Origin of the sequence: Sandaracinobacteroides sayramensis (assembly GCF_022014495.1) — a bacterium.
In the GTDB taxonomy this organism is placed as follows: Bacteria; Pseudomonadota; Alphaproteobacteria; order Sphingomonadales; family Sphingomonadaceae; genus Sandaracinobacteroides; species Sandaracinobacteroides sayramense.
This window is the reverse complement of record NZ_JAKLSQ010000001.1, coordinates 116,690-142,823: the sequence shown is the minus strand read 5'-3', so window position 1 is coordinate 142,823 and position 26,134 is coordinate 116,690. Positions and strand designations below refer to the sequence as shown.

Annotated in this window: 22 protein-coding genes; 7 read left to right on the top strand and 15 right to left on the bottom strand. The window is 67.6% G+C overall.

Annotated elements, in window-relative coordinates; all coding sequences use genetic code 11:
* Nucleotides 1-6: 6 nt before the first annotated feature.
* From L6Q21_RS00530 to L6Q21_RS00510, 5 genes are all read right to left on the bottom strand, one after another.
* Nucleotides 7-378 (bottom strand): carboxymuconolactone decarboxylase family protein, encoded by a 372-nt coding sequence (locus tag L6Q21_RS00530; RefSeq protein ID WP_237828441.1) that lies wholly within the window; start codon nt 376-378, stop codon nt 7-9.
* A complete protein-coding gene (locus L6Q21_RS00525) occupies nt 368-817 on the bottom strand; it encodes a MerR family transcriptional regulator (protein WP_237828439.1) in 450 nt (149 codons plus the stop codon). Before L6Q21_RS00525 ends, L6Q21_RS00530 begins: the two co-directional genes overlap by 11 nt.
* A gap of 120 nt (nt 818-937) precedes the next feature.
* Nucleotides 938-2,452 (bottom strand): class I adenylate-forming enzyme family protein, encoded by a 1,515-nt coding sequence (locus L6Q21_RS00520; RefSeq protein ID WP_237828437.1) that lies wholly within the window; start codon nt 2,450-2,452, stop codon nt 938-940.
* Nucleotides 2,449-3,360: an alpha/beta fold hydrolase gene (locus L6Q21_RS00515; RefSeq protein WP_237828436.1), complete on the bottom strand. Its 912-nt coding sequence runs from the start codon at nt 3,358-3,360 to the stop codon at nt 2,449-2,451. Before L6Q21_RS00515 ends, L6Q21_RS00520 begins: the two co-directional genes overlap by 4 nt.
* Nucleotides 3,353-4,267 carry a crotonase/enoyl-CoA hydratase family protein gene (locus tag L6Q21_RS00510; RefSeq protein ID WP_237828434.1) on the bottom strand — a complete coding sequence of 305 codons (915 nt, stop codon included), beginning with the start codon at nt 4,265-4,267 and terminating at the stop codon, nt 3,353-3,355. The genes L6Q21_RS00515 and L6Q21_RS00510 overlap by 8 nt, the downstream gene beginning before the upstream one ends.
* A 143-nt stretch (nt 4,268-4,410) precedes the next feature.
* Here L6Q21_RS00510 and L6Q21_RS00505 point away from each other — a divergent pair, with 143 nt between their 5' ends.
* The gene (locus L6Q21_RS00505; RefSeq protein WP_237828433.1) at nt 4,411-5,733 is read left to right on the top strand and encodes a DUF1254 domain-containing protein; all 1,323 of its coding nucleotides are present in this window, start codon (nt 4,411-4,413) and stop codon (nt 5,731-5,733) included.
* A 9-nt stretch (nt 5,734-5,742) separates the two neighbouring features.
* Here the strand turns inward: L6Q21_RS00505 and L6Q21_RS00500 are convergent, their stop codons facing one another.
* The 3 genes from L6Q21_RS00500 to L6Q21_RS00490 form a co-directional block, all read right to left on the bottom strand.
* Nucleotides 5,743-6,816 carry a cupin-like domain-containing protein gene (locus L6Q21_RS00500; RefSeq protein ID WP_237828431.1) on the bottom strand — a complete coding sequence of 358 codons (1,074 nt, stop codon included), beginning with the start codon at nt 6,814-6,816 and terminating at the stop codon, nt 5,743-5,745.
* A gap of 33 nt (nt 6,817-6,849) precedes the next feature.
* Nucleotides 6,850-7,956 carry an ATP-binding protein gene (locus tag L6Q21_RS00495; RefSeq protein WP_237828429.1) on the bottom strand — a complete coding sequence of 369 codons (1,107 nt, stop codon included), beginning with the start codon at nt 7,954-7,956 and terminating at the stop codon, nt 6,850-6,852.
* 122 nt (nt 7,957-8,078) lie between these two features.
* A complete protein-coding gene (locus L6Q21_RS00490) occupies nt 8,079-8,957 on the bottom strand; it encodes an MBL fold metallo-hydrolase (protein WP_237828427.1) in 879 nt (292 codons plus the stop codon).
* Nucleotides 8,958-9,024: 67 nt separating this feature from the next.
* Here L6Q21_RS00490 and L6Q21_RS00485 point away from each other — a divergent pair, with 67 nt between their 5' ends.
* Nucleotides 9,025-9,534: a rhodanese-like domain-containing protein gene (locus tag L6Q21_RS00485; protein ID WP_237828425.1), complete on the top strand. Its 510-nt coding sequence runs from the start codon at nt 9,025-9,027 to the stop codon at nt 9,532-9,534.
* Between the two features lie 47 nt (nt 9,535-9,581).
* Nucleotides 9,582-10,376 (top strand): sulfite exporter TauE/SafE family protein, encoded by a 795-nt coding sequence (locus L6Q21_RS00480; RefSeq protein WP_418895787.1) that lies wholly within the window; start codon nt 9,582-9,584, stop codon nt 10,374-10,376.
* On the opposite strand, the gene L6Q21_RS00475 is transcribed toward L6Q21_RS00480, so the two are convergent.
* Complete coding sequence (locus tag L6Q21_RS00475; protein WP_237828422.1) at nt 10,351-11,541, bottom strand: PQQ-dependent sugar dehydrogenase; 1,191 nt, start codon at nt 11,539-11,541, stop codon at nt 10,351-10,353. The two genes, L6Q21_RS00480 and L6Q21_RS00475, sit on opposite strands and share 26 nt — an antisense overlap.
* Before the next feature lie 152 nt (nt 11,542-11,693).
* On the opposite strand from L6Q21_RS00475, the gene ypfJ reads away from it, so the two are divergent.
* On the top strand, nt 11,694-12,632 hold the full coding sequence (ypfJ, locus tag L6Q21_RS00470) for a KPN_02809 family neutral zinc metallopeptidase (protein WP_237828421.1): 939 nt from the start codon (nt 11,694-11,696) through the stop codon (nt 12,630-12,632).
* A gap of 319 nt (nt 12,633-12,951) precedes the next feature.
* Complete coding sequence (locus L6Q21_RS00465) at nt 12,952-15,072, top strand: TonB-dependent receptor domain-containing protein (RefSeq protein WP_237828420.1); 2,121 nt, start codon at nt 12,952-12,954, stop codon at nt 15,070-15,072.
* Nucleotides 15,073-15,186: 114 nt separating this feature from the next.
* Here L6Q21_RS00465 and L6Q21_RS00460 read toward each other — a convergent pair whose 3' ends face one another.
* Nucleotides 15,187-16,833, bottom strand: coding sequence for an NAD+ synthase (locus L6Q21_RS00460; protein ID WP_237828418.1), 1,647 nt, complete (start codon nt 16,831-16,833; stop codon nt 15,187-15,189).
* A gap of 223 nt (nt 16,834-17,056) precedes the next feature.
* The gene (locus tag L6Q21_RS00455) at nt 17,057-18,256 is read right to left on the bottom strand and encodes a CaiB/BaiF CoA transferase family protein (protein WP_237828415.1); all 1,200 of its coding nucleotides are present in this window, start codon (nt 18,254-18,256) and stop codon (nt 17,057-17,059) included.
* A 98-nt stretch (nt 18,257-18,354) separates the two neighbouring features.
* On the opposite strand from L6Q21_RS00455, the gene L6Q21_RS00450 reads away from it, so the two are divergent.
* Nucleotides 18,355-19,278, top strand: coding sequence for a hydroxymethylglutaryl-CoA lyase (locus L6Q21_RS00450; RefSeq protein ID WP_237828413.1), 924 nt, complete (start codon nt 18,355-18,357; stop codon nt 19,276-19,278).
* A gap of 204 nt (nt 19,279-19,482) precedes the next feature.
* Here the strand turns inward: L6Q21_RS00450 and L6Q21_RS00445 are convergent, their stop codons facing one another.
* Entirely contained in the window at nt 19,483-20,259 is a 777-nt protein-coding gene (locus L6Q21_RS00445; protein ID WP_237828412.1) for an SDR family oxidoreductase, read from the bottom strand.
* Nucleotides 20,260-20,267: 8 nt separating this feature from the next.
* The gene (locus L6Q21_RS00440) at nt 20,268-21,836 is read right to left on the bottom strand and encodes a spinster family MFS transporter (RefSeq protein WP_237828410.1); all 1,569 of its coding nucleotides are present in this window, start codon (nt 21,834-21,836) and stop codon (nt 20,268-20,270) included.
* A gap of 151 nt (nt 21,837-21,987) precedes the next feature.
* Between L6Q21_RS00440 and L6Q21_RS00435 the strand changes: the two genes are divergently transcribed.
* Nucleotides 21,988-24,744: a [protein-PII] uridylyltransferase gene (locus tag L6Q21_RS00435; protein WP_237828933.1), complete on the top strand. Its 2,757-nt coding sequence runs from the start codon at nt 21,988-21,990 to the stop codon at nt 24,742-24,744.
* A gap of 118 nt (nt 24,745-24,862) precedes the next feature.
* Here the strand turns inward: L6Q21_RS00435 and L6Q21_RS00430 are convergent, their stop codons facing one another.
* Together L6Q21_RS00430 and L6Q21_RS00425 are read right to left on the bottom strand one after the other, a co-directional pair.
* On the bottom strand, nt 24,863-25,483 hold the full coding sequence (locus L6Q21_RS00430) for an outer membrane protein (protein ID WP_237828409.1): 621 nt from the start codon (nt 25,481-25,483) through the stop codon (nt 24,863-24,865).
* A gap of 112 nt (nt 25,484-25,595) precedes the next feature.
* On the bottom strand, nt 25,596-26,108 hold the full coding sequence (locus tag L6Q21_RS00425; protein WP_237828403.1) for an EF-hand domain-containing protein: 513 nt from the start codon (nt 26,106-26,108) through the stop codon (nt 25,596-25,598).
* Between the last annotated feature and the right edge of the window lie 26 nt (nt 26,109-26,134).

The following is a 26,134-nucleotide window of genomic DNA, read 5'->3' as shown; positions in this document are numbered from 1 at the left end:
TAGCCTTCATGCGTCGGCAAAAACATCCCGCGCGACGGCAATGGCATTGAGCGCGGCGGGAAAGCCGGCATAGGGGACCATCTGCACGATGGTCTCGACCAGCTCTTCCCGCGTCGCGCCCACCCGCAAAGCCGCCTGTATGTGGACCTTAAGCTGGGGTTGCGCGGTGCCCATCGCGGTCAAGGCGGCCACCGTCGCGATTTCCCGGATTTTCAGGTCGAGGCCGGGCCGCATGAAGATGTCGCCGTAGGCGAACTCGACAATATAGCGCCCGAGATCGGGGGCGATATCGTCGAGGCTCTGGACGACCGCCGCGCCCTGCGCCCCGCTGACCGCTTCGAGTTGCGCGAGGCCCCGCCGGTAGCGATCATCCGGCATGGGCGTTCGGGCGGCCGCCGGGTCGATCGAGAGGGGCAGCGCAGCCGCCCCGGTCATGGCTGTGCGGCGATCCATCATCTTCGACCGTCCCTTCCATTTCATGATAGTGGATGATTTTGGCATCGAGCGTGGCGACGAGGCCGGCCAACTCGGCCTGTCGGGCGACAAGCGCGGCGCGGTAGGTTTCGAGCATTTCCCGGCGGGCGCGCAGCGTCGCGTCGCCTCGGGCGCGCAGGCGGCTGTATTCGAGGCGGTCGCGCATCGGCATGTTGATCGCTTGCAGTTTCTGAAGGAAGGATGCCCAGGCGAGATCCTGCGCCCCATAGCTCCGCCGCCCGCCGCCGTCCCTGACGGATTGCGGCATCAATCCGATCCGCTCATAATAGCGGATGGTATCGGGGCTGAGGCCGCTTTTTGCAGCAAGGTCGCTGATCCTCATGGGCGAACACTCCTTGATGCGGAGAGGCGTACTTGCTGGAGCACGCTCCAGGTCAAGCAAAAAACTGTCGCCGATGCGAGTCTCGGCTTTCAGCGGCGCCGGCCAGCCTGTCGGCGAAGGTCAGGGGATCTCGCCCTGCCAGCGATCGCGCAGTTCGCGCTTCAATATCTTGCCGATGGCGCTGCGCGGAAGCTCGTCAGTCAGTTGCAGGGCGGCGAGGCGCTGCACCTTGCCCAGCCGTTCGTTCGCCCATTGCCGCAGCGCTTCGGGCTCGGCTCCGGGCGCCACCACGAAGGCGACCGGGCTTTCGCCCCAGGCGCGGCTGGGGATGCCGACCACCGCCGCATCCTTCACATGCGGATGTTCGGCCAGCACCTGCTCAATGTCGATCGGGTAGATGTTGAAGCCGCCCGAGATGATCATGTCCTTGGCGCGGCCGACCAGTTCGATGAAGCCGTCCGCGTCGCGGCGGGCGAGGTCTCCGGTTCGGATGAAGATGCGCCCGTCCGGATGCCGCCATCGCGCAGCCTCGGTCGCTTCCGGACGGTTGGCGTAGCCGCTCATGGTGGCGTCGGAAAAGCCAATCATCTCCCCTACCTCGCCGGTTTGCGCTTCCGTGCCGTCGTCCTTCACGATCAGGATTTCCGTGCCGGGGAAGGGCTGGCCTATGGTGTGAAGCTTGTCCGGGAAAGCATGGGCGACCAGCACGGTGCCACCGCCGCCTTCCGTCATGCCCCAATATTCGATGAGGCCGCCGGGCCAGCGCTTCAGCACTTCCGCCTTCAGTTCGGCGGGGAACGGGGCGGAGGTGCAGAGCTTCAGCCGGTAGCTGGAAAGGTCGAAACGGTCGAAGTCCGGCAGGTCCATAATGCGGCGATATTGCACCGGCACCAGCATGGAATGGGTGGCGCGCGCATCCTGCGCCAGTTGCAGGAAGCCCTGCGCGTCGAACTTCGGCATCAGCAGCAGATGCCCGCCCCAGGCGAGTGCCGGCAGCGCCGCGACTAGCGTGGTGTTGGAATAGAGCGGGGTCGCCAGCAGCGCGACGCTGTCCGGCCCATAGCCGACCGCCGCGCCGCCGACGAGATGCGACCAGCGCATCCGCCAACTGTGGATGATGCCCTTGGGAACGCCGGTGGTGCCCGACGAATAGATGATGTTGAAGGGCATCGCCAGCAGCGTCTCGTCGTCGACGGCGAGCAGAGCGGGCTGCTCTCCGGAGAGCCAGTCGTCCAACGCCTCGATGCCGATCCGCCGGGCGCCGAAATCGAGATGGGAAAGCGCCTGCGCGTTCGCCGCGTCGAGGAACAGCAGCGGCGCCCCGCTGTCCGCCACCATCGCCTGAAGCTGTTCCGGCGTCGCGGAAGGCGGCATGGGCGCAACCGCGACGCCGGCCATCAGCGCGCCCAGATAGAGCGCGACATAATCGGTGTTGCTGAAGCTGACGATGGCGATCGCCTGCCCCGGCCGCAGGCCGTCGCGCTGCAGGCTGGCGGCGACACGGTTGGCGCGCGCTGCCAGTTCCGCCCAGTTCAGACTGTGGCCGGAAACGGTGATGGCGGGGGCTTCCGGCCGGGCCGCTGCATGGGCGCGCACCAGATCGCCGATGCGCTGGAAGGGTGGTTCAGTTATCATGCGAATAGGCCTCTCAAGGCTGTCAGCAGCGCCAGCGGCTGGTCCGCCATCACATGGTGATACGCTTCCGGGATCGGGACAAGGCGCGTGCTCGCCGGCAGCCGCCCGATCATGTCGGCGACCAGCCCGGCGTTCACCAGTTCCGAGCGCTCGCCCCACAACAGCGCCACGGGGCAATGGGGGGAGCGGAGCGGGTCGCTGCTGTCGCGCCTTTCGAAATCGCTCCACAGGAAGGGGTCGAACTTCCAGGTGAAGCCGCCTTCTACCGGCTTCAGCGACAGGCGGGCGATGAAGTCCGCGATATAGTCGTTGGTGGTGGGTTGCGGCGGCGCCCAGCGGAAACGGGCCAACGCCTCCGCCATGGTGGGATAGACATGGTGCGGCCTCGCGTCTCCACCGGTGTCGCGCGGGCGGCGGCGCTGCTCCTGGTCGAACGGCGTGTCGAGGATGATCGCCTGCTTCAGCGGCGCGTCCGGCCGGCTGGCGAGCGCCATCATCGGAAAGCCGCCGAAGCTGTGCCCGACCACGGTGAAAGGGCCATGGTCCAGCAGGCCCGCCGCTTGCGCGACGGCCAGGATCTCCGCGACGAACAATTCCATGGTATAGGCTGGCCGATGGTCGGAATTGCCCATGCCGCTCCAGCTCAGCGCGGCGACGCGGTGGGTTTGGGCGAAGAAGGGCGCGGTGAACCGCCACCAGTCGGCATGCGCGCCGTTGCCGTGCAGGAACAGAAGGCCGGGGCGCCCGCGTTCGCCCCAGCCGAGCCATTCGATGTCCGCGCCTTCCACCTCCACCCGGCTGCGTTCGTGCGGGGTGTCGACGGCGTCGCGGAACCATTGCGGCGCCGGCGGTTCGGCGCCGGCGTAACGCGCCAGCGTCGGAGCCGGCTTTGCGCTCGGCTCATTCATAGGGGCGCGGCTCATACCAGGGGAAGAAGTCGGGCATGTCCGTCGAGACCTTGTCCGGATAGACGGCCGGCCGCTTTTCCAGGAAGCTCATCACCCCTTCGCGGGCATCCCCCTGCCGCCCGCGCGCGTAGATGGCACGGCTGTCGATCTTGTGCGCCTCCATCGGATGGTCCGCGCCCAGCATGCGCCACAGCAACTGCCGCGTCAGCGCGACCGAGACCGGGGCGGTGTTGTCGGCGATCTCACGGGCGAGGGCGGTGGCCGCCGGCAGCAGCTCGCCGGGCGCCACCACCTGCCGGACGAGGCCGCCCGCCAGCGCTTCTTCCGCGCCGAACACCCGCCCGGTCGCGCACCATTCCATGGCGCGGGAAATGCCGACGAGGCGCGGCAGGAACCAGCTGGAGCAGGCCTCGGGGGTGATGCCCCGGCGGGTGAAGACGAAGCCGAACTTCGCATCGGTGGAGGCGATGCGGATGTCCATCGGCAGTTGCAGCGTCGCCCCGATCCCGACCGCCGGGCCGTTGATCGCGCCGATGACCGGCTTCAGGCTTTCGAAGATGCGAAGCGTGCAGCGGCCGCCGCCGTCGCGCACGGCTTCCTTCGAATAATCGACCGTGCCGTCGGCGCGGACGGGGGATTCGCCGTCCGCCCAACTCTGGTCGTCGGTGCGGGCGTCGTAGTCGAAGGTGTCGGCCCCGGCGGACAGATCGGCCCCGGCGCAGAAGGCGCGCCCGGCGCCGGTCACGATCACCACCTTCACATCGTCGCGGGCATCGGTCTCGTCGAAGGCGGAAAGGATCTCGTGCATCATGCGCCCGGTGAAGGCGTTCAGCTTGTCTGGCCGATGCAGCGTCAGTGTCGCGATCCCGTCGCGCACGTCCAGCCTGGTTTCCTGTCGTTCGGACATGGTCCTCATTCTCCCTTGGGCCCCTATGCGCCCGTTTCTTGCGCGCTCGGGGACGGCTTGTCCCCTCTCTCTAATGGGGAAGGCTTGCGGCCGATGCCGTTCGGCACTTGCATGGCGCTGGAAAGCGCGCACAATTCCAGCCCATGCGCAAACTTCTCGTCACCCTCCTGTTCCTCGCCCTGCTGCTCGGCGGCTTCGTGCTCTGGTTGCGCGCACCGCTCGCGCAGACGACCGAGGCTGCGCTGAAGGCCTATCCGGCCTATAGCCTCGCCCGCGTCCGCAACGGCCAGTTGGCGCGATTCGCACATGAAGGGGTGAACGGCTCCAACCGCTTGCTGCATCGGCCCGATCTCGCCGGCCCGCGCGACCGTAGCGTGACGACGCCCAACAACGACACATTATATTCCTCCGCCTTTCTCGACCTGTCGGCCGGCCCGGTCACGCTGAAGGTGCCGGCCTTGCCGGATCGCTACCATTCGGTGGCGGTGATGGACGCCCGCACCGACAATGTGGTGATCGTCGGCACCCGGGATGGCGGCGAGGGCGGCGAGATTTCCCTGTATTTCGGTGACGAACCGGAGGCCGACGCAGAAGGCGCGCGGCGGTTCCGGATCCCATCGCCCGAGGCCTGGCTTCTGGTGCGCACGCTGGTGGACGGGCCGGCCGATCTGGAAGCGGCCCGGGCCGCGCAGCAGGGCTTCGTTCTCGAGGCGCTGGAAGCCGGCCCTGGCGGGCCACAGGCCGTTGCGGTGCTGCCGGTGCAGCCAGACCCGGCGACGCTGCTGCGCGTGGTGAACCCGATCGTGGCGCAAAGCCCGGCGCTGAAGGCGCCCGAGCTGGCGGCGACGGGCTATGGGCAAGGCGCGGACGCCTTCGAGAAGCTGCCCGTCTGGCGGCAATGGCTGTGGCGTCTGCTGCTGCCGCGCCTGTTCCAGCGGATCGAGAAGGGCCTGTTCCATGGCCTGCGCTCCACGGGGGACGGCTGGTCGCAAACGCCGCCCGGAATCGGCACGGCGGAAGCCAGCGACGCGCTGCGCGCCGCGGTGGCGCTTGCCGGGCTCGGCGCGCTTCCGGCCGAGGAAGCGATCTATTGGTCGGCGGCGATCGACAGGCAGGGGCGGGAATTCGACGGACGCAAGCGCTACCGGCTGACGGTGCCGGCGAACGTGCCGGCCAGGGCCTTCTGGAGCCTTTCCCTCTATGAGCGGCTGCCCGACGGGCGGCTTTTCTATGTGGACAATCCGATCGACCGCTACGCCGTGGGCAATCGCACACCGGGGCTGGTGCGGAATGCCGACGGCAGCCTGACGCTGACGATCGCGGCGGTCGATCCCGGCGAAGGTGCGAACTGGCTGCCGGCACCGGCCAGGGGGCCGTTCACGCTGATCTTCCGGGCCTATCTGCCGGAAGACCCTATCCTGAAGGGCGAATGGCGGCTGCCGGCGGTGGAGGCCGTCGGCGGCTGATCGCCGCGATCAGAGCGCCCCTTCGCTGCGGTAGAAGCTGGTGAAGTCATTGTCCCAGACGAAGTTGATGAAGCTCATGCCGATGGTGAGCGACAGCCCCGACACATGATGCCACCAGCCGACCGGGATGAAGAGGATGTCGCCCGGGCCGATGTCGACAGTGAAGATGCGTGGCCGTTCGTTTGCCGGCACGTCCGACAGGGTGGCATCGGCGCCGAAGCGGCTGAAGCAGTGGCGGTGGTTGCGCATGCGGTGCGTTTCGGCAGGCGAGACCAGCGCCACGCGCTTGGTGCCCACCATGTTCACCAGCAGGTTCTGCGTCAGGTCGTGGTGCCAGGGGGTGACGGTGCCGCGCGGCCCCATCCAGAAGAAGCCGTCCCCCAGCCGGCTTTTCCCGAGATACCCGGGCAGGTCGCCGACATCGCGCCACAGCGGGTCCAGCGCCTTGCGGTTCAGGCCGCTGTTGTTCGCCGTCACATAGAAATCGTTGGTGTCCGGGTCTTCGGCCAGCAGCGCCAGAATCTCGTGCCAGCGCATCCGCCGCTTGTGGGCGATGGAGTTCAGCTCGAAGTCGCGGTCCGCCTCGCGCTCCATCTGCACTTCGATTTCCGGATTGCCGACTTTGGCGGCCAAGGACTCCAGCGTCCATTGCCGCCCCGGCCAATGCTCCGTCAGGCCGGTCAGCACCACCGGGGAGAGGCGGTTGTAATGCTCCGCGAAGAAATCTTCCGCCGGCAGCCGGTCGCGCACGGGAATCCCGCCGCTGCCCGCGCGCTCCAGCTTCGCGCGGGATTCCAGCAGCCAGTCCCGCTTCGAGAGCCGCGCCTGCAACAGCGCCGCGCCCTTCAGATAGGGGTGTTGGGCGGCGGCTTCGATTTCCGCCTTTGCAGGCGCCAGCGGCACGCCTTCGCGCACCAGGTCGGCAAGGATGGAATCCTGAGTGTCGCCCGAAAGCAGGCGGGCGGCGATCCGCTCGCGCTGGTGGTCGTCCACCGCCGGCGGCGCCGGCTGGCGGAGCCCCAGCGCCCGCATCGGGTCGTCGGCGCGGAAGGATTTTCGGGCATCGAGCATGACGGTTCGCATATAACAGATTTGTGACAGGCCGGAGTCGGAGGCTCAGCCCCGTTCCGGCATGATCCGCTTCATGAAGCTGTCGAACATCGGCACGGTGAAGGCGGTATCCCCATGCGCGGGGGAGTGCAGCATCCCCTTCTTGATGAGGCTGTTGCGGATGGGGGCCAGTTGCGTCACCTGCTTGCCCAGAAGCTCGGCGATGTCGCCGGAGCGGTGCGGGCCGGGGCCGAGTTCCGCCATGGCTCGCATGTAGCGCTTCTCCGCCGGGGTCAGCCGGTCGTAGCGCACGCGGAAGAAGCTGGAGTCCAGTTCCGCCACCGCCGTCACCGTGGCGTTGGCCACATCCTGCAGGGTGATCGGCGAACAGAAGGCCAGATCCCAGGCGTGCTTGCCCCATTCCTGCAAAAAATAGGGATAGCCCTGCGTCTGGTGCACGATGGCGTCGACGGCGGCCTTTTCGATTTCCTCGCCCTCCCGCTCGATGGGGATGACGAGGGCGTTGCGCGCGGCGCCGGGGTCCAGCGCCCCCACCTGCACATATTCGAACAACCGCTCGGCATAGCTTTTCGCCCGCCCCATCCGCCCCAGAAGCTGCGGCAGCCCGGCCGCCACCATCGCCATCGGCAGTTGCGCCTGGGCGACGGCGTGCAGCGCGGAGATCAGCGCCGCCAGCTCCGCCTCCTTCACATATTGCAGCTCGTCGACGGCCAGAACCACGGCCGTCCCCCGTTCCCGGGCGGCTTCGCCGATGGTGGTGAAAAGCTCGGTCAGGTCGAGCTCCAGGTCGCCGGAGTCGGCAAGGCCCTTTTCCGGCTCGGCGTCGATCGTCACTTCGATGTCGTGGAAGCTCAGCTTCAGCTTGGCGAAGCTCGCCAGCGCCCGCAGGGCCTTCTGCGCCCCGGCTTTCGCCGATTCCATCCGGTCCAGCTTCAGAAGCATCGCCCGCAGCGAGGGGGCGAGCAGGGCGGGGAGCGATCGGCCTTCCGGCGCCTCCAGCCGCACGGCCTGCAATCCGCGCCGCTCGGCATCCTGCCGGATCTGGCCCAGAAGCACGGTCTTGCCCGTGCCGCGCAGCCCATAGAGGATGAAGCTGCGCGCCGGCCGCCCCCCGGCGATCCGGTCCAGCGCGATGGCTGCGCGTTCCAGCACCTCGTCGCGGCCGGCGAGTTCCGGCGGCCGGCCCCGGGGGCGAAGGGGTTGCGCACAGGATCCATCGGCGGAAGCCTGCGATATTATCTCCTACACGTAAACCGGGGAAAACTCGCTATCTTTCACGCCTGCCGATAGCCGTCCGGCAGGCAAAGCGGCAGAGCCAGGCGGCGAACCCCTCCGCTTCCCGGCTCGGGCAGGCGGCCGCCCTCCACATTCACCTGCAGCGAGGGCAGGATCAGCTTCGGGGCGCTCAGGGTGGTGTCGCGGCTGCGGCGCATGGCGACGAAGCCGGCTTCGTCGACGCCGTCGTGCACATGCACATTGCGGGCGCGCTGCTCGGCGACGGTGGTTTCCCAGGCATATTCGTTGCGGCCGGGAGCCTTGTAATCATGGCAGGTGAAGAGCCGGGTCTCCGGCGGCAGGGCCAGCAGCCTGCGGATCGAGCGGTAGAGGGCGGCGGCATCGCCGCCGGGGAAATCCGCGCGGGCGGTGCCATAGTCGGGCATGAACAAGGTGTCGCCCACGAACACCGCATCGGTGATCCGGTAGCTGACGCAGGCGGGGGTGTGGCCCGGCGTTGCGATCACCTCGAACTCGAACTGCCCCAGCGGCATGCGCTCGCCGTCCGACAGCAGGCGATCGAAACCTTCGCCGGACTTGCGCCCCTCGATGGCGAACTGCGGCCGGAAGATCGCCTGCACCTCGCCGATGGCGCCGCCGATCGCGATCGGCGCCCCCGTCTTCGCCTTCAGATAGCCGGCGGCGGACAGATGGTCCGCATGGGCGTGGGTTTCCAGTATCCAGCGAATGCCGAAGCCCTTTTCGGCGGCCTTTTGCAGGATGGCGTCCGCCGACCCGGTGCCGATCCGGCCGGAGGGCTGGTCGAAATCGAGCACGGAGTCGATGATCGCGGCCTCCCGCGAGTCCGGGTCCGCGACCAGGTAGCTGATGGTGTTGGTGGGTTCGTCGAAGAAAGCGTGAATGGCAGGGGTGGGCATGGGCGACTCCTTGACCTTCCTGTCGGTGGCAGTTAAATTAGGTTTTCCTAATATAAAGGTCAAGATCATGCCCACCCTTATTTCCGCATCGGAAGCCAGGCGCCTGCTGGAGTCCGGCGCGCGCCTCATCGATATCCGGACGGAAGCGGAATTCCGCCGCGAGCATGTGCCGGGCAGCCTCAACATTCCGCAGGAAAAGCTGGCATCCGCCGCCCTTCCGGGCGGAGACCTTGTGTTCACCTGCCGCTCGGGCGGGCGGACGGCGGCCTGCGCCGTCGAAATTGCCGGCAGAGTGGGGCCGGACGCCTGGATCCTGGACGGCGGCCTGACGGCCTGGCGCGAGGCCGGCGGCCCCGTGGCGCTGGATCGCAGCCGGCCGATAGACCTGATGCGGCAGGTGCAGATCGTGGCCGGAAGCCTGGTGCTGGCAGGCATCGCCCTCGGCCTGCTGGTCAGTCCCGGCTTCTTCGGCCTGTCGGCCTTCGTGGGCGCGGGCCTTGCTTTCGCCGGGCTCAGCGGCTGGTGCGGGCTGGCGCGGCTGCTGAAGCGGATGCCCTGGAACCGTGCGACCGCCTGATGCCTGTTTTAATGCCTGGCCCAATAGCTGGCCCAATATTTGGCCTTGTGCCGCTGGCGCTGGCTGCCGGTGCGGTGATCGGCCTCATCCTGGGGCTGATCGGCGCGGGCGGCTCCATCGTCGCCGTTCCGCTGCTCGTCTATGTCGTGGGCGTGGCGGATGCGCATGCGGCGATCGGCACGGCGGCGGTGGCTGTATCGCTGTCGGCGCTGATGGGGCTGGCGGGGCATGCGCGGGCCGGCACGGTGAAGTGGAATTGCGCGCTGGTGTTCGCGGCGGCCGGCAGCCTCGGCGCCTGGATCGGCGCCCGGCTGGGCAAGGCGACGGACCCGGATCTGCTGCTGGCGCTGTTCGGGCTGCTGATGGTGGCGGTGGGGCTTTCGATGCTCCGCCCGCGCCGTTCCGCGCCGGACCCGGACGTGCGGCTGACGCGGGCCAGCGCCGCCAGCCTGCTGCCCCGGTTGCTGCCGCTGGGCTTCCTGGCCGGACTTTTCGCCGGTTTCTTCGGCATCGGCGGCGGCTTCCTGATCGTGCCGGCGCTGATGCTGGCGACGGCCATGCCCATCGGTTTCGCGGTGGGCACCTCGCTGGTCGCGGTCTTCGCGCTGGGGGCGACGACGGCGCTCAGCTATGCGCTCGCCGGCCATGTGGACTGGGCGCTGACCGCTCTGCTGGTGGCGGGCGGCGGTGCAGGCGCCTTTCTGGGCGCCCGCCTCGGCCGGCATCTGGCCGGCGCGAAGAATCGGCTTTCCCGCATCTTCGCCTTCGCGGTGATCGCAACCGGCCTTTACGTCACCCGAAGCGGCTGGCCCGCGCTCAGCGGCTGGCTTTCAGCCGGATGATGCGGCCGGCGTCCTCGTCCGTCAGCACATAGACGAGCCCGTCCGGCCCCACCGCCACATCGCGCACGCGGGCGCCGATCACCACCCGCTTCTCGGGAAGCGGCACGCCGTTGGCGCCGATGCGCACCACCCGCACATCCTGGCTCATCAGGCCGCCGGCGAGGATGGCGCCGTCAAGCGAGGGGATTGCCCTCCCGCGATAGACGCCGAGGCCGGAGGCGGCGATCGAGGGAGTCCATACCGATACCGGATCGCGGAAGCCGGGGCGCGAACGTTCCTTCGTGATGGGCTGGCCGGAATATTCCAGGCTGTGGGTCACCAGCGGCCAGCCATAATTGCCGCCCGCCACCATCCGGTTCAATTCGTCGCCGCCGCGCGCGCCATGTTCGGTGGCCCAGATGCCGCCGGTCTTCAAATCGAGGGCCAGGCCCTGGATGTTGCGGTGGCCGATGCTCCACACCCGGCCATCCCACTGCCCCTTCTGCTTGCCCTCGGTCGGATTGCCGGGCGCCGGCCTACCCTCGGCCGTCATCCGCAGCAGCTTGCCGAAATAGGCTTTCGGGTCCTGCGCGTTGTTGCGGATCGGCTGGCCATCCAGCTGGATATTGGGGTTGCCGCCGTCGCCGATGCTCATCAGCAGCGTTCCGTCCGGCAGCCAGAGCAGGCGGGAGCCGAAGTGCGCGCCGCCCGATTTCGCCGTCGGGTTGCGCATCAGTTCCTTCACGTCGACCAGCGCATTGCCTTGCAGTTTCCCGCGCGAAAGCACTGTCCGGTTAGCCTTCGAATCGCCGACGCTGTGGGCGAGATAGACGAAGCCGTTCGTCGCGAAATCCGGGTGGAGCGACACGTCCAGCAGGCCGCCTTGCCCGACTGCGCCCACCGCCGGCACGCCGGCGAGCGGTTGGCCCGCCTTGCCGTCCCGGCCGAGGATGCGCAGCGTGCCGCCCTTTTCCGACACGAGGGCGCGGCCATCCGGCAGCCAGACGATGCCCCAGGGCTTGTTGAGCCCCGTCGCCCAGACTTCGGTGGCGATTCCCGGTTCCGCCGGCACTTCGAACGCGACGACCGGCGGCGCGGCGCATGCCGGCGCCGCGATCGCCGCCAATCCCACCAACGAGGCCATTGCCAGCTTGCGCATCCGCTTCTCCCATTTCCAGAACGACATATCTTCCCGAAAGTTTCGCCCAGAGGCGGTGCCGGACACAAGGCCAAGGGGTCCGGTCGTGCGACGGACCGCCCCTTTTGCTCGCATCGGGCGAGGAACTGCCCTATCGTCCGCGCGGGTAAATGGACTCCATCGGGGAACAGGGGACTGGAATGCGGCTCGACGATCAGCGGGAAAGCAGCAACATCGAGAATCGCCGGGGCGAAGGCGGTTTCGGCTGGGGCGGCGGTGGGCAGCAGGCTGGCGGCATGGGCGGCGGGCTGGGCAGCCTGCTCGGCATATTCCTGCCGCTCATCGGCTCGCGATTCGGAATCGTCGGCATCGTCGTGGTGATCGGGGCGGTGCTGCTGTTCAATTGCATGGGCTCGATGCAGACGGCGGCGCCCCCGACGCCGCAGGTGACCGCGGAGTCCGCCGGGGCGCCCGGCACGGCCTCGCCCGGCCAGATCCAGAATTCCACCGACAGCTTCGTCGCCAAGGTGCTGGCCACCACCGAAGACAGTTGGGGCAAGATCTTCGCGGCGTCCGGCCAGCGTTATCCGGCGCCGAAACTCGTGCTGTTCGACGGGTCCATCCGCTCGGCCTGCGGCGGGGCTTCGGCCGCCTCCGGGCCATTCTACTGCCCGGCCGACCAGAAGGTCTATCTGGACACCGCCTTCTTCACCCAGCTTTCCCGCCAGTTCGGGGCGCCGGGCGATTTCGCCGCCGCCTATGTGATCGCCCATGAAGTCGGCCACCATGTGCAGACGGTGACCGGCACCTCGCAGAAAGTGGCGCAGGCGCAGCAGCGCGCCGGCAAGACGGAATCCAACCAGCTTTCCGTGCGGCTGGAGCTTCAGGCCGACTGCTATGCCGGGGTATGGGCGGCGCATAACCGCAACCTGCTGGATTCCGGCGATTTCGCCGAAGGCGTGCGCGCGGCGCAGGCGATCGGCGACGACACGCTGCAGCATCAAATGCAGGGCCGGGTCGTGCCCGACAGCTTCACCCACGGCAGCGCCGACCAGCGCATCCGCTGGCTGACGAAGGGCTTCGAAAGCGGCGATCCGAATATCTGCGACACCTTCTCCCAGCCGTTCGCCCAGCTCTGAGGCGGCGGCCGGGTTCGAGGGAAAAGCCTGCGGCTAGCGGCCAGATCCGATCTGACTGAAGATTGCCCACCCCCCATGGCCGCATGGGGGAAAGCAGAGTCGCGTCTGGATTCGCGGTGAAGCCATAAGCCCAATTGTCGAAATGCCGCTTCCGCCGGCTGGGCCTTTCACCATGTCTTCACTCTGACGACGACAGTCGAAACATTGGCACCTGTTGCATTATGAACACAGGCTGACTGTTGACAGGGGGCAGCCTTCTCCGCATAGCCCGGCACAAATTGATATTGCTAATTCCTCGCAATATAGATTCGGAGAGATAATGACCGCCAACCCCTTCCGCGCGTCCGGCCTTCTGGCCGAAACCGGCCTTTTCGCTCTTGCCTGCCTTCTGGCGCAGCCGGCGCTCGCCGCCGATGCCGCGGACCAGAGCTCGTCCGACGTGATCGTGGTGACGGCGGCCGGTTATGAGCAGAAGATCACGCAGGCGCCGGCCAGCATCAGCGTGGTGGGCCGCGAGGAGCTTTCGGAAATCCGCTTCGGCAGCCTGGCGGAAGTGCTCCAGAACATCGAAGGCGTGGATGTCGGCGGCGAAGCCGGCAAGACGGGCGGCCTCAACATCTCCATTCGCGGCATGCCCAGCGACTACACGCTGATCCTGGTCGACGGCCGCCGCCAGAACACGCCGGGCAGCGTCACGCCCAACGGCTTTGGCGAGACCTCCACCAGCTTCCTGCCGCCCTTTGCGGCCATCGAGCGGGTGGAAGTGGTGCGCGGCCCGATGTCGACGCTCTACGGCTCCGACGCGATGGGCGGCGTCGTCAACATCATCACCCGCAAGGTCGGCGACCGCTGGGTGGGCACCTTCACCGGCGAAAGCACCATCCAGTTCGACAACCGCTTCGGCAACATCCAGTCGCTGAACGGCTTCGCGCAAGGCCCGGTGGTGAAGGATCTGGTGGGGCTGACGCTGCGCGGCAGCCTGTTCCACCGCGCCGGGTCGGACATTCCGATCCCCGGCAATCCGGCGCTCAGCCTGGGCCGCAACCCGGTCCAGTCCGACATCGGCAGCTATGGCGGCCGGATTTCACTGACCCCGCACAAGGACCACGACATCTGGTTCGAATATGACCGCAACCAGCAGCGCTACGACAACAGCCGCGGCCAGCTCGGCACGCTGGGCATCAGCGGCGGCTACACCAACGAACAGCGCTTCAACCGCTCCAACTATGTGCTGGCCCATAGCTGGCGCGCGGGGATCGGCACCCTCGACACCACGCTCAGCCGCAGCGACACGGAAACCATCGGCCGCACGCTTCCGCGCGGCACGCCGGGCAAGACGGCGGGCGACCCGCGCATATTGGAGGCGCGCAACGATGTGATCGATTCGCGCTTCGCGGGTGAAGTGGGGCCGGTCGGCTTCACCGTCGGCGGGCAATATTGGAAAGCCCGCATGGTCGACGGAGTGGCGCCTGCGCCCTTCAAGTTCACCCAATGGGCGGGCTTCGGCGAAGCCACCTGGGCCATCGTCGAGCAATTCCGCCTGACGGGCGGCGTGCGCTACGACGACCATTCCAGCTTCGGCAGCCACTGGTCGCCGCGTGCCTATGCTGTCTGGAACATCAACGACGCGCTGACGCTGAAGGGCGGGATTTCCAGCGGCTTCAAGACGCCGCGCCTGGAGCAGACGGCGGAAGGCATCGTCGGCTTCGGCGGGCAGGGCACCATCCCGCTGATCGGCACGCCGGGCCTGAAGCCGGAGAAGAGCACCACCTATGAAGCCGGCCTCTATTATGACGCCGATGGTTTCATCAGCGGCAACGTCACTTTCTTCAACAACAAGTTCAAGGACAAGATCGCCAGCGGCCCCGGCATCCCCAACTGCCAGTTCGCCGGCAATCCCAACCGCCCCGGCTGCCTGGACGTCGGGCCGTTCCCCGCCGTCGACCTGTTCGGCCAGTCGATCAACATCGACGAGGCCCGCACGCGCGGGGTGGAAGTGGGCACGCGAATCCGCTTCACGCCGGCCATCAGCCTGGGGGTGAACTATACCTATACCGACAGCGAGCAGTTGAGCGGGCCGCAGGAAGGCATGCCGCTGATCGGCACGCCGGAACACATGCTGAACGGCAATCTGCGCTGGAACATCAGCGAGGCGGGCAGCGTCTGGGCTCGAGCCGAAGTCCGTTCCAGCCGCTGGCGGGGCGACAACGCGCAGCAGAATGCGGTGGGCGACTTCCGCAGCTATGAAGTCTTCCACCTGGGCGGCACGGTGCGGATCGACCGGAAGTTCAGCCTTTCGGCCGCGATCTACAATATCCTCGACACCGATTATGCCGTCTATGTGCCGTATCAGAGCGGCGCGAACACGGTCTACACGCCGGCCTATTCCATCAACCAGGACGGCCGTCGCCTGTGGCTGTCGGCGACCGTCGACTTCTAGGGGCTTTCGTCATGGCGGAGGCCATGCCTCCGCCACCGCCGGGGGGCGGATCGAGAAGGGGTCGTCGGCCGGGAGGCCGGCGGCCCCTTTTCCCGCTATCGGGCGCGAAGTCCTTCAGATTCCAGTGCGGAAGGCGTTGGTGATCGGGTAGCGCCGGTCCCGCCCGAAGTTCCTCGGGCCGATCTTCACCCCCGGAGGCGCCTGCCGGCGCTTGTATTCGGCGATGTAGAGCAGCCGCTCGATCCGCTTCACCGTCTCCAGGTCGGCGACGCCGCGCGCGACGATGTCGGCGGTGGCGAGTTCCTCTTCCACCAGCGCGTGCAGGATCGGGTCCAGCACGTCATAGGGCGGCAGGCTGTCGTCGTCGCGCTGGTTCTCGCGCAGTTCGGCGGTCGGCGGCTTGGTGATGACGCGCTCGGGCATCACCGCCCCCTCCGGCCCCAGCCCGAGGCGCGGGCGCTGGCGGTTGCGCCAGCGGGAAAGGCGGAACACCGTGGTCTTGTAGGCGTCCTTCAGCACATTGTAACCGCCCGCCATGTCGCCATAGATGGTGGCATAGCCGACGGACAGCTCGCTCTTGTTGCCCGTCGTCAGCAGCATATGGCCGAACTTGTTGGACAGCCCCATCAAGGTCACCATCCTGAGGCGGGACTGGGCGTTTTCCTCGGCGGTGTCGCGCGGGGTGCCGGCGAACTGGCCGGCCAGCATCATTTCCATCGCCGTGACGGCGGGCTCGATCGGGATATTGTCCAGCCGCACGCCCAGCAGGCGGGCGCACATGGCGGCGTCGTCCAGGCTCTCGCGGCCGGTGAAGCGGCTGGGGAGCATCACGCACCAGACCTTGTCCGCCCCCAGCGCATCCACCGCGACGGCCGCCGCCAGCGCGCTGTCGATCCCGCCCGAAAGCCCCAGCACCACGCCCGGAAAGCGGTTGCGCGCCACATAGTCGCGCAGGCCCACCAGCATGGCGTGGTAGATTTCCTCCTCATAGCTGTCGGGCATGTGGCGAGTGGACTGGGCGAAGCCCGCGCCCTTCTGCCAGACGAGCGGCACGACGCTTTCATCCCAGTCCGGCAGGCGGGCGACCTGCTCGCCATCGGGGTTCAAGGCGAAGCTGCCGCCATCGAACACCAGTTCGTCCTGCCCGCCGGTGCGGTTCACATAGAGGAGCGAAAGCCCGGTTTCGGCCGCCCGCGCCCGGGCCAGTTCCAGCCGCCGCTCTTCCTTGCCCAGCTCATAGGGGCTGCCGTTGGGAACCAGCAGCAGGTCGGCGCCGCGCTGCTTCAGATGCGCCGAGACGCCGGGCGTCCACATATCCTCGCAGATGGGGAGGCCGAGGCGCACGCCCCTGAACTCGATCGGCTCGGGTGGCGGGCCGGGCACGAACACCCGCTTCTCATCGAAGACACCATAATTGGGCAGGTCGTGCTTCAGCGTGACGCCGGCGATGCGGCCGCCTTCCAGCAGCGCATAGCCATTGTGCAGGCCCTTGTCGGTCGCCCAGGTGGTGCCCGCCAGGATCGCCGGGCCGCCGTCCGCGGTGGCGGCCGCCATCCGCTCCAGTTCCACCATGCAGGCGGCGTTGAGCGCCGGCTTCAGCACCAGATCCTCCGGCGGATAGCCGATCAGCGAAAGTTCGGGCGTGACGATGAGGTCGGCGGCGGTGGCCGCGCGGGCCCTCAGGATGGCGGTGGCGTTGCCGGCGAGATCGCCCATCGACGGATTGAGCTGCGCGGCGGCGATGTTCAGCTTGGTCCCCATGGCCCTTGCCATAGGCGTTCGCGCGGCGCCCTACAATCGGCGCTCGGATGCTGGCTTGGGGACCTGTTCAAGCCATTGGATCATATTTTCCCGTCACCCCGGGCTTGACCCGGGGTCCAGCTTTTTCGCCCGCACAGCGCTGGAGAGACAAAGCTGGACCCCGGGTCAAGCCCGGGGTGACGAAGGGGAAGGGAATATGAGTCCCCGACCCGCAATCAGGCTCTCAAATGATCCCTTCGCCGCGAAGCCCGGCGATGTCGTCGTCGGAGAGGTTCAGAAGCTCGCGGTAGACATCCTGGTTGCTGGCGCCCATCGCCTTCCCGGCCCAGTTCACCTTGCCGGGCGTGGCGCTCAGCTTCGGGAAGACATTCTGCATCACCAGATTGGCGAACTCCGGATGCGCCACCCGCACCAGGGCCTCGCGGGCGGCGAAATGCGGGTCTTCCAGCATGTCGGGCGCCTTGAAGAGCCTGCCGGCCGGAACGCCGTTCGCTTCCATCGCCGCCAGCACGTCCGCGGCGCTGCGCTTGCGCGTCCATTCCGAGATCAGCTCGTCCAGTTCCGCCTGTCGCTCGCTGCGCGCCTCGTGCGTGGAAAAGCGCCTGTCGCGGGCCAGCGCCGGCGTCCCCATCGCGTCGCACAGGCGGGCGAAGATCGTGTCCTGGTTGGCGCCGATCAGCACCTCGGTATCGGCGCAGGGGTAGACGTTGGAAGGCGCGATCCCCGGCAGGATGGAGCCGGTGCGCTCCCGCACGAAGCCGGCCTCGGTATATTCCGGCACGGTCGATTCCATCATCGCCAGCACCGATTCATAGATGGCGGAATCGACAATCTGCCCCTCGCCGGTGCGCTCCCGATGGTGCAGCGCCATCATGGCACCGAGGCAGGCGAAGGTGGCCGCCAGCGAATCGCCGATCGAAAGCCCGATCCGGCTAGGCGGAAGCGACGGCTCGCCCGCCAGGTTGCGCATCCCCCCCATCGCCTCGCCGATGGAGCCATAGCCGGCGCGCGCCGCATAAGGCCCCGTCTGCCCATAGCCGGACACGCGGATCATGATGAGGCCGGGGTTGTCGGCGGCCAGCGTCGGATAGCCCAGCCCCCATTTCTCCAGGGTGCCGGGGCGGAAATTCTCCAGCAGGAAGTCCGACTTCTTCACCAGCCGCTTCAGCAGGTCCTGCCCGCGCGGGTCGCGCAGGTTCAGCGTGATCGTTTTCTTGTTGCGCCCCAGCACCGGGAACCACACCGGCTTGCCGCGCCCCCACTGGCGCATCGGGTCGCCCTCGGTCGGCGAATCCGCCGAAGCCGGCGACTCCACCTTGATGACTTCGCAGCCATGGTCGGCCATCAGCTGCCCGCAGAAGGGGCCCGCGATCAACTGCCCCAGTTCGATGAGCCGCAGCCCGTCCAGCGCGCCCTGTGCCATGCTATCTGCCTCATTCCCTGCCTTGCGGACCCTTGGCCCGGGGCATAGAGGTTAGCGGTATCGAGAGACAAGCCGCGAACGCGAGGATCGGCCGCCGCATGCAACAGAAGCCCAGCGTGGAAATCGTCGAGGTCGGCGCGCGCGACGGTCTTCAGAACGAAAAGGAAGTGATCGGCACCGAGGGCAAGCTGGGGCTGATCGGCCGCCTGCTGACAGCCGGCGTGAGGCGCATCGAGGTCGCCAGCTTCGTGAACCCCGCCCGCGTGCCGCAGATGGCGGACGGCGAGGCGGTGATCGCCGCCCTGCCGGACCGGAAAGACGTCTCCTACATCGGCCTCTGCCTCAACAAGCGCGGCGTGCTGCGCGCGCTCGCCACCCGCGACGGCGGCAGGCGCGGCGTGGACGAGGCCGGCTGCGTCGTCGTCGCCTCCGACAGCTTCGGCCAGCGCAACCAGGGCCAGACGATCGAGGAAGGCATAGCCGAAAACCGCGCCATGCTGCGGCTGGCGAAGGAAGGCGGGCTGGTGCCGCAGGTGACCATCTCCGCCGCCTTCGGCTGCCCGTTCGAAGGCCCGGTCCCGCCCGAAACGGTGGTGCGCGTCGCGCGAGAAATGGCGGAAGCCGGCGCAGTCGAGATCGCGCTCGCCGATACCATCGGCGTGGCGGTTCCCGCGCAGGTGGAAGAGCTGTTCGGCAAGGTGCGCGAAGCCGCCCCCGGCGTCCGCCTGCGCGCGCATTTCCACAACACCCGCGGCACCGGAATCGCCAACGCCTGGGCGGCCTGCAACTCCGGGGTCACAACCCTCGACTCCAGCCTCGGCGGGCTGGGCGGCTGCCCCTTCGCCCCCAAGGCCACCGGCAACATCGCCACCGAGGAACTGGTCTATCTCCTCGACCGCTCCGGCATCGAAACCGGCCTGGACCTCGATCAGCTGATCCAAGCCAACCACTGGTTCGAACCCCTCCTCGGCCGCCCCATGCCCTCGCTGGTCGCCCGCGCCGGCAACTGGCCGGCGGGGTGAGGGAGAAGGCCAGGGGGCTTTGCCCCCTGGACCCCCAGCAGGAGGGTGACCCTCCTGCACCTCCATAAGTTTGCAGAAGAGCCCCCCGAAGCCCGACGTGCGTGCACAGCTGTCGGTCCCGGGGGGCTCTTCTGCAAACTTAAAGGGGTCAAGGGGCGTCACGCCCCTTGCGGGGTGCAGGGGCAGAGCCCCTGCGTTCTCCATTCACGCCGTCGTCGCGTAGCCGCCGTCGGCGGTCACCGTGGCACCGCAGAGGTAGGCGGAGGCTTTGGAGCCGAGGAAGAGGGCGACGCCGGCCATGTCTTCGGGCGTGCCCCAGCGGGCCATGGGGGTGGTTTTGAGGGCGTTGTTGTTGATTTCGTCGGCTATTCCGGCGGTCATTTTCGAGGGGAAATAGCCCGGCGCGATGGCGTTGACCTGGATGTTCCGGGGGGCGAGGTTCCTGGCCATCATCCGGGTCAGGTGCAGCACGCCGGCCTTGGAGGCGGCGTAGCTGTAGGTCTCGATCGGGGAAACGTGCTGGCCGTCGATCGAGCCGATGTTGACGATGCGGGCGTTGTCTTCGGGCGTGGCGGCGGCTTCCAGCAGGTGGATCAGCTTCTGCGAGAGGAAGAATACGGACTTCAGGTTGATGTCCATGATCTTGTCCCAGCCGATTTCCGGGAATTCGTCGAAGCCCGCCCCCCAGGAGGCGCCGGCGTTGTTGAAGAGGACATGCACCTTGTCGGTGACCTTGGCGACTTCGGCGGCGAACCGCTCGATCTCGGCCATTTGCGAGAGGTCGGCGGGGATCGGGGTGGCGGCGCTGCCGAGTTGGCCTGCCAGCGCCTCGACATCGGCGGCCTTGCGGCTGGAGAGGATGACCTTGGCGCCATTTTCCACATAGGCGCGGGCGATCATCTCGCCGATGCCGCGGCTGCCGCCGGTGACGACGACCGTCTTGCCGGCGACGGAGAAGAGGTCTGCGATCCTCAGGCTCATGGATATCCTCAGATGGGCTCGCCGGCGGCGCGGGCGCGGTCGATCCGGGTCGCCTCCGCCGCCGGCAGGTTGCGGTAGACATAGTAGAAGCAGAGGAGCGGCAGCGGCGCGAAGGCCGACATGGCGATCAGCGCATGGCCGAGGTTGCCCATCAGCTCCGAAAGGCGGCCGGCCAGGAACGGGCCGAGGCCGAGGCCGATCACCGTCGTGCCCAGGAAGAAGGTGGCGGTGGCGGCGCCGCGCATGCGCGGCAGCACCAGATCCTGCGCGGTGGCGCCGGCCACCCCCACCCACATCGAGTTGAACAGCGAGGCCAGGAAGGCGAAGATATAGAAGAGGGTGACGGAACTGGTGGTGAACTGCAGCAGGATGAAGGGGATGGGCAGCAGCACGGTCGCGAAGCCGATGATGATGCGGCCGGACGGGTTGTCGCGGCGCAGCGTGTCGGCGATCTTGCCGCCGGCGATGATCGACAGGAAGCCGCCCAGCGCGCCGCCGCTGCCCAGGAAGAATCCGGCCATCGCCTTGTCCACCCCGAAGGTGCGGATGGCATAAGGGGCGGCCCAGAAGCCATGGGCATAGTTGGTCATGGAAACGATGCCGAAGCCCAGAACCATCAGCAGGAAGGTGGGCGTGCCCCAGATCAGCTTGTGCGTGGGCTTGTCCCGGTAGGACAGCGACTGCGACCAGGAGAAGACGGCATAGCCGGCCAGCCCCAGCGCCAGCCATTGCGGCCAGTTGCCGGTGAAATGGCTCATGCCCGCGATGAAGACGGCTGCCACGGCGAGCCCGACCAGGTTCACCGCCAGCGACCGGCCGCCGTGGCGGGCGGCGTGCAGGACGGTGAGCGGCGGCAGCACGCTGGAAAGCTCGTTCAGGAACTTGCCGAACGGCCGTTCCTCCGAAGGCATGACGATGCCTTCGGACAGGCCGCGGATCGGCTCGCGCAGGGTGGAGACCCAGATGGCGAGCAGCAGGCCGGGCAGGCCGACCGCCATGAAGGCCGCCTGCCAGCCGACGAGGCCGAAGGGGCCTCCGTCGGGGAAGGCGTTGTTCCAGCGTTCGACGGTGAGGCCGCCGATGAACAGCGAAAGGCCGCCGCCGATGTAGATGCCCGACGAGTAGATGGAGAGGGCGGTCGCCCGCTTCTCTTTCGGGAAATAATCGGAAAGCACGGAATAGGCGACCGGCGAGGCGGAGGCTTCGCCGACGCCGACGCCGATGCGGGCGGCGGCCAACTGGCCGAAATTCTGCGCCATGCCGGAAAGCGCCGTCATTCCCGACCAGAGCGCGAGGCCGATCGAAAGCAGGCGGACGCGGTGCCACATGTCGGCCAGCCGGCCGAGCGGGATTCCGAACAGCGCGTAGAAGACGCCGAACACCGTGCCGTAAAGGAAGCCGATTTCGGAATCGCCGATGCCGAGGTCTCTTTTGATGTCCTCGGCGAGGATCGACATGATCTGCCGGTCGATGAAATTGAACACATAGACCAGCACCAGCACGCCCAACACATACCAGGCATAAGGACCGCCCACGCGCGACCGTGCTTCGGCGACCTCGGATTCCGTCGGCTGCATCAATCCTCCCATCGCTTACCCTTCTTCGAAGGGCAGCTTCCCAAGGCCACGGACCTAGCAGGCATGTTGCGCGCGCGAAACGGGTTTTTTCATGAGGCGGGTCAACAACTCCCGGCTGTGCGCCGGGCGCAGCCGGCGCTATGAAAAAGCCATGACCGGGCTTTACGACCATGTGCCCCAGCGGCGCGCCATCATCGACCGCCGCAAGCTGGCGGAGCGGGTGGAACAGGCAGTGGCGCAAGCGCCGCCGGAAGGCCGGCGGCCGGCGATCGCCGCGGCGCTGAAGGAGGCGCTGGAGGAGGGCCGGGCGGAAATCCGCCGCCGTATCGCCACGACACCGGGCAGGGGGCTGGAACTGGCCAGCGCCCAGAGCTTCCTGACGGACCAGCTTCTGCGGGTCGCCTATGATGCCGTCACTCAGCATGTCTATCGGCTGGACAACCCTTCCGCCGCCGAGCGCCTGTCGATGGTGGCGGTCGGCGGCTACGGCCGCGCCGAGATGGCGCCCTTTTCCGACATCGACCTCATGTTCCTCTCGCCGCTCAGGAACACCGCCTGGGTGGAGCAGGTGGTGGAAGCGGTGCTCTATATCCTGTGGGACCTGGGGCTGAAGGTCGGCCATTCCACCCGCACCGTCGACGACATGATCCGGATGGCGAAGGGCGATCTGACGGTGAAGACCGCGCTTCTGGAAGCCCGCTACCTCTGGGGCGACCAGGCGCTTTACGACGAGGCCTCCGCCCGCTTCCAGCGCGAGATCGTCGCCGGGCAGGCGCGCGAGTTCATCGCGGAAAAGCTGAGCGAGCGGGACGAGCGGCACAAGCGCATGGGCGACAGCCGCTATGTCGTCGAGCCCAATGTGAAGGACGGGAAGGGCGGGTTGCGCGATCTCCAGACCCTGTTCTGGATCGGCAAGTTCGTGCACCAGGTCCGCGATTCGCACGAACTGGTGGAGAAGGGGCTTTTCAGCCCGGCGGAGTATCGCCAGTTCCAGCGGGCGCAGAACTTCCTCTGGGCGGTGCGGATCACGCTGCACGACATCGCCGGCCGCGCCGAGGAGCGGCTGACCTTCGACACCCAGCGCGAGGTGGCCGACCGGATGGCCTATGCCAACCGCCCGGGGATGTCGGCGGTGGAGCGCTTCATGCGGCATTATTTCCTGACCGCGAAGCAGGTCGGCAACCTGACCGGCCTGTTCCTGGCGCATCTGGAGGAACAGCATGCGCGCTCGTCCTGGATCCCGAGGCTGGCGCGCCGGCCGCGCCGGCTGAACGGTTTCCGCCTGGCGTCCGGCCGGATCGAAGCGCCTTCCGACGATTTCTTCCAGAAGGACCCGGTGCGGCTGGTCGAACTGTTCCAGCTCGCGGACCTGCACGGGCTGGAAATCCATCCGATGACCATGCGCCTCGCCGCGCGGGACGAAGGGCTGATCACCGAGGCCGTGCGGCAGGATCCGCGCGCCAACGCCCTGTTCCTGGACGTGCTCTGCTCCCCGCGCGACCCGGAGAAGGTGCTGCGCTGGATGAACGAGGCCGGGGTCTTCGGCCGCTTCGTGCCCGACTTCGGGCGCGTCGTCGCCAAGATGCAGTGGGACATGTACCACCATTACACGGTGGACGAGCACAGCATCCGGGCGATCGGCCTGCTCGCGGCGATCGAGAAGGGGACGCTGAGGCAGGACCATCCGCTGTCTTCGGCGGTGGTCCACCAGATCGCCTCGCGCCGCGCGCTTTATGTGGCGGTGCTTTTGCACGACATCGCCAAGGGGCGCGGCGGCGACCATTCCATCCTCGGCGAACAGGTGGCGCTAAAGCTCTGCCCGCGGCTGGGGCTTTCCGCTTCCGAGACCGACACCGTCGCCTGGCTGGTGCGCCAGCATCTGCTGATGTCGGCGACCGCCTTCAAGCGCGACCTCTCCGACTTCAAGACCATCCTCGACTTCGTGGAGGCGGTGGCTTCGGTGGAGCGGCTGCGGCTGCTGCTGGTGCTGACGGTGGTGGATATCCGGGCCGTCGGGCCGGGGGTGTGGAACAACTGGAAAGCGCAACTGCTTTCCACACTCTACGATTCCGCCGAGGAGGTGTTGCGCCTGGGCCACAAGCAGAGCGGCCGGCAGGAGCGGATCGAGGCGCGCCAGCAGGGGCTGCAGCAGGCGATGGGCTGGGCGGACGCCGGCTTCGCGGCCTATGCCGGGCGCTTCGCCGACAGCTACTGGCTTTCGGAGCCTGCCGACGTGCTGGCCGCCAACCTGGCGCTGGTCGCCGACGCGGATGTGGAAAAACGGCAGTTCACCATCCGCTCCACGCCGGATGCCGGGGCTGGCACCACCCTCGTCACCGTCTATGCCGCCGACCATCCCGGGCTTTTCTACCGGATCGCCGGCGGCATCGCGCTGGGCGGGGCGACGATCGTCGACGCGCGCATCCACACCACGCGGGACGGCATGGCGCTCGACAATCTGCTCGTGCAGGATCCGCTGGGCGGGCCGTTCGACGAGCCGGAGCGGCTGCGCCGCATGGAGGCGGCCATTCTCGATTCGCTCGCGGGCAAGGTGAAGCTGGCCGATCGGCTGACGGCCCGCCCGCTGCCCAGGCGCCGGCAGGAAGCGTTCCGGGTGGTGCCGCAGGTCTTCCTCGACAACCGCGCCTCCAACCGTTTCACCGTGGTGGAAGTGACGTCGCTGGACCGGCCGGCGCTGCTCTATGCGCTGACCTATGCCCTATATGGCGCGCGGGTGACGATCCATTCGGCGCATGTCGCGACCTATGGCGAGCGGGCGGTGGACACTTTCTACCTGACCGACCTGACGGGCGAGAAGATCGACAGCCCGGCGCGGATGAAGGCGTTGGAAAAGCGGTTGCTGGAAGTGGCGGCGGCACCGGGGCGCAAGGTGCCGGATGTGGCCTGACATCTGGCCTGAAGGCAGGGCTGGCGGAAACGAAAAAAGGCGGGCCTTTTGGCCCGCCTTTCCCGGAAGCGGCCGGGGTGCCTGAATAAGCCCCGGCCGCTCTGGTGCATGCTCCCGATCAGAAGCGGAAGTTCACGCCCGCCATCACCCGGTTGCGGTTGAAGCGCGCCGAGGCGTCGCCTTCCGTCAGGTCGACGTTGAAGCTGTTGAACTTCGTGTGGCGATATTCGACACGGGCCGAGACGTTCGGGGTGAGCATCTGCTCGAAACCGGCGCCGATCGTCCAGCCATCGCGGTTGCGGCTCACACGGTCTTCGCCGTCGAAGAAGGTGAAGCGGCCGTTTTCCCAGCCACCCTTCACATAGACGAGCGACTGCGGGCCGGCCAGCACGCCGGCGCGGGCAGTGAGGCCAAAAGCGCGGCCGCCGTCGGCCCAGGTGTCTTCGTCGCGGATCTTGCCGGTGTCGCCGCCCACGAAGGCTTCGGCGCCGAGCACGAACTTCTCGGACAGCTTGAAGTCATAGCCGATCTGGCCGCCATAGGCGAAGCCGGAGGCGTCGTCGCTGGCGGTCAGGGCGCCGATGCCGGTGCGCATCGTGCCGCGCAGCTTGTCTTGCTGCCAGCCGATTTCACCGCCGACATAGGGGCCGCTGAACGGCTCGGCGGCTGACGCCTGGGTCGCCGCGAAGAGCGAAGCCGTGCCGATCAGGGCAAGGGCGAGCTTGGTGGCATTGGCCATGAAAAAACCTTTCCTGTGCATAAGCTTGCCGCGCTTGAGGGAGGGGTGCGCGGTTGGCGGTGAAAAAGGCCAGCCGGCTTGAAGCGATCCTGAATCGCGCATTTTGCTGGCGTTAATCTTCGCCGGCCTCCGCGGTTGCGGCCGTGTCCTGAGCCGTTGGGCATTTGCAGCGGTCCGACGACGGCTTGCGCGGCTTGGGGGCGGTGGTCGCGAACTCGGCGGCGTTCAGATGCCCGTCGCGATTGCCGTCCGCCTTTTCGAAGCGGGCGATTCCCGATGCCGCATATTCCGCGAAGCTGAGCTTGCCGTCGCCATCCAGGTCCAGCTTGTCGAAGTTGCGCCGCCTTTGGTGCAGGAACTCGGCTTGGGTGATCCGCCCGTCGTCGTCCCGATCTGCCCTGTTAAATCTTTGTTCTTCCTTGCTCTTCTTTCGGGCCTGCGGGGCGGCGGGAAGCATCTGGGCGATAGGAGGCTCCAGTTCCGCCTCGCCGGGGTTCGCGGGCGGCAATTGCGGCGCGGCGATCGCCTGGCCATCGTCGGCCGAGAGCCACAGGGCCGCGCCCGCTCCCGCCAGGGTAAGCGCGCCGGCAACGGCCATCAGGCGGACCGGGAATCGGGAGGGCATGTTCGGGGAATCTCCATCGGCGGCGC

Coding starts and splice junctions, on each gene's coding strand:
- L6Q21_RS00435 (WP_237828933.1), top strand. CDS start 21,988: ATGACCGGGCTTTACGACCATGTGCCCCAGCGGCGCGCCATCATCGAC.
- ypfJ (WP_237828421.1), top strand. CDS start 11,694: ATGCGGCTCGACGATCAGCGGGAAAGCAGCAACATCGAGAATCGCCGG.
- L6Q21_RS00450 (WP_237828413.1), top strand. CDS start 18,355: ATGCAACAGAAGCCCAGCGTGGAAATCGTCGAGGTCGGCGCGCGCGAC.
- L6Q21_RS00530 (WP_237828441.1), bottom strand. CDS start 378: ATGCCGGATGATCGCTACCGGCGGGGCCTCGCGCAACTCGAAGCGGTC.
- L6Q21_RS00515 (WP_237828436.1), bottom strand. CDS start 3,360: ATGAATGAGCCGAGCGCAAAGCCGGCTCCGACGCTGGCGCGTTACGCC.
- L6Q21_RS00525 (WP_237828439.1), bottom strand. CDS start 817: ATGAGGATCAGCGACCTTGCTGCAAAAAGCGGCCTCAGCCCCGATACC.
- L6Q21_RS00445 (WP_237828412.1), bottom strand. CDS start 20,259: ATGAGCCTGAGGATCGCAGACCTCTTCTCCGTCGCCGGCAAGACGGTC.
- L6Q21_RS00425 (WP_237828403.1), bottom strand. CDS start 26,108: ATGCCCTCCCGATTCCCGGTCCGCCTGATGGCCGTTGCCGGCGCGCTT.
- L6Q21_RS00460 (WP_237828418.1), bottom strand. CDS start 16,833: ATGGGGACCAAGCTGAACATCGCCGCCGCGCAGCTCAATCCGTCGATG.
- L6Q21_RS00465 (WP_237828420.1), top strand. CDS start 12,952: ATGACCGCCAACCCCTTCCGCGCGTCCGGCCTTCTGGCCGAAACCGGC.
- L6Q21_RS00510 (WP_237828434.1), bottom strand. CDS start 4,267: ATGTCCGAACGACAGGAAACCAGGCTGGACGTGCGCGACGGGATCGCG.
- L6Q21_RS00490 (WP_237828427.1), bottom strand. CDS start 8,957: ATGCCCACCCCTGCCATTCACGCTTTCTTCGACGAACCCACCAACACC.
- L6Q21_RS00500 (WP_237828431.1), bottom strand. CDS start 6,816: ATGCGAACCGTCATGCTCGATGCCCGAAAATCCTTCCGCGCCGACGAC.
- L6Q21_RS00455 (WP_237828415.1), bottom strand. CDS start 18,256: ATGGCACAGGGCGCGCTGGACGGGCTGCGGCTCATCGAACTGGGGCAG.
- L6Q21_RS00430 (WP_237828409.1), bottom strand. CDS start 25,483: ATGGCCAATGCCACCAAGCTCGCCCTTGCCCTGATCGGCACGGCTTCG.
- L6Q21_RS00485 (WP_237828425.1), top strand. CDS start 9,025: ATGCCCACCCTTATTTCCGCATCGGAAGCCAGGCGCCTGCTGGAGTCC.
- L6Q21_RS00505 (WP_237828433.1), top strand. CDS start 4,411: ATGCGCAAACTTCTCGTCACCCTCCTGTTCCTCGCCCTGCTGCTCGGC.
- L6Q21_RS00520 (WP_237828437.1), bottom strand. CDS start 2,452: ATGATAACTGAACCACCCTTCCAGCGCATCGGCGATCTGGTGCGCGCC.
- L6Q21_RS00440 (WP_237828410.1), bottom strand. CDS start 21,836: ATGCAGCCGACGGAATCCGAGGTCGCCGAAGCACGGTCGCGCGTGGGC.
- L6Q21_RS00475 (WP_237828422.1), bottom strand. CDS start 11,541: ATGTCGTTCTGGAAATGGGAGAAGCGGATGCGCAAGCTGGCAATGGCC.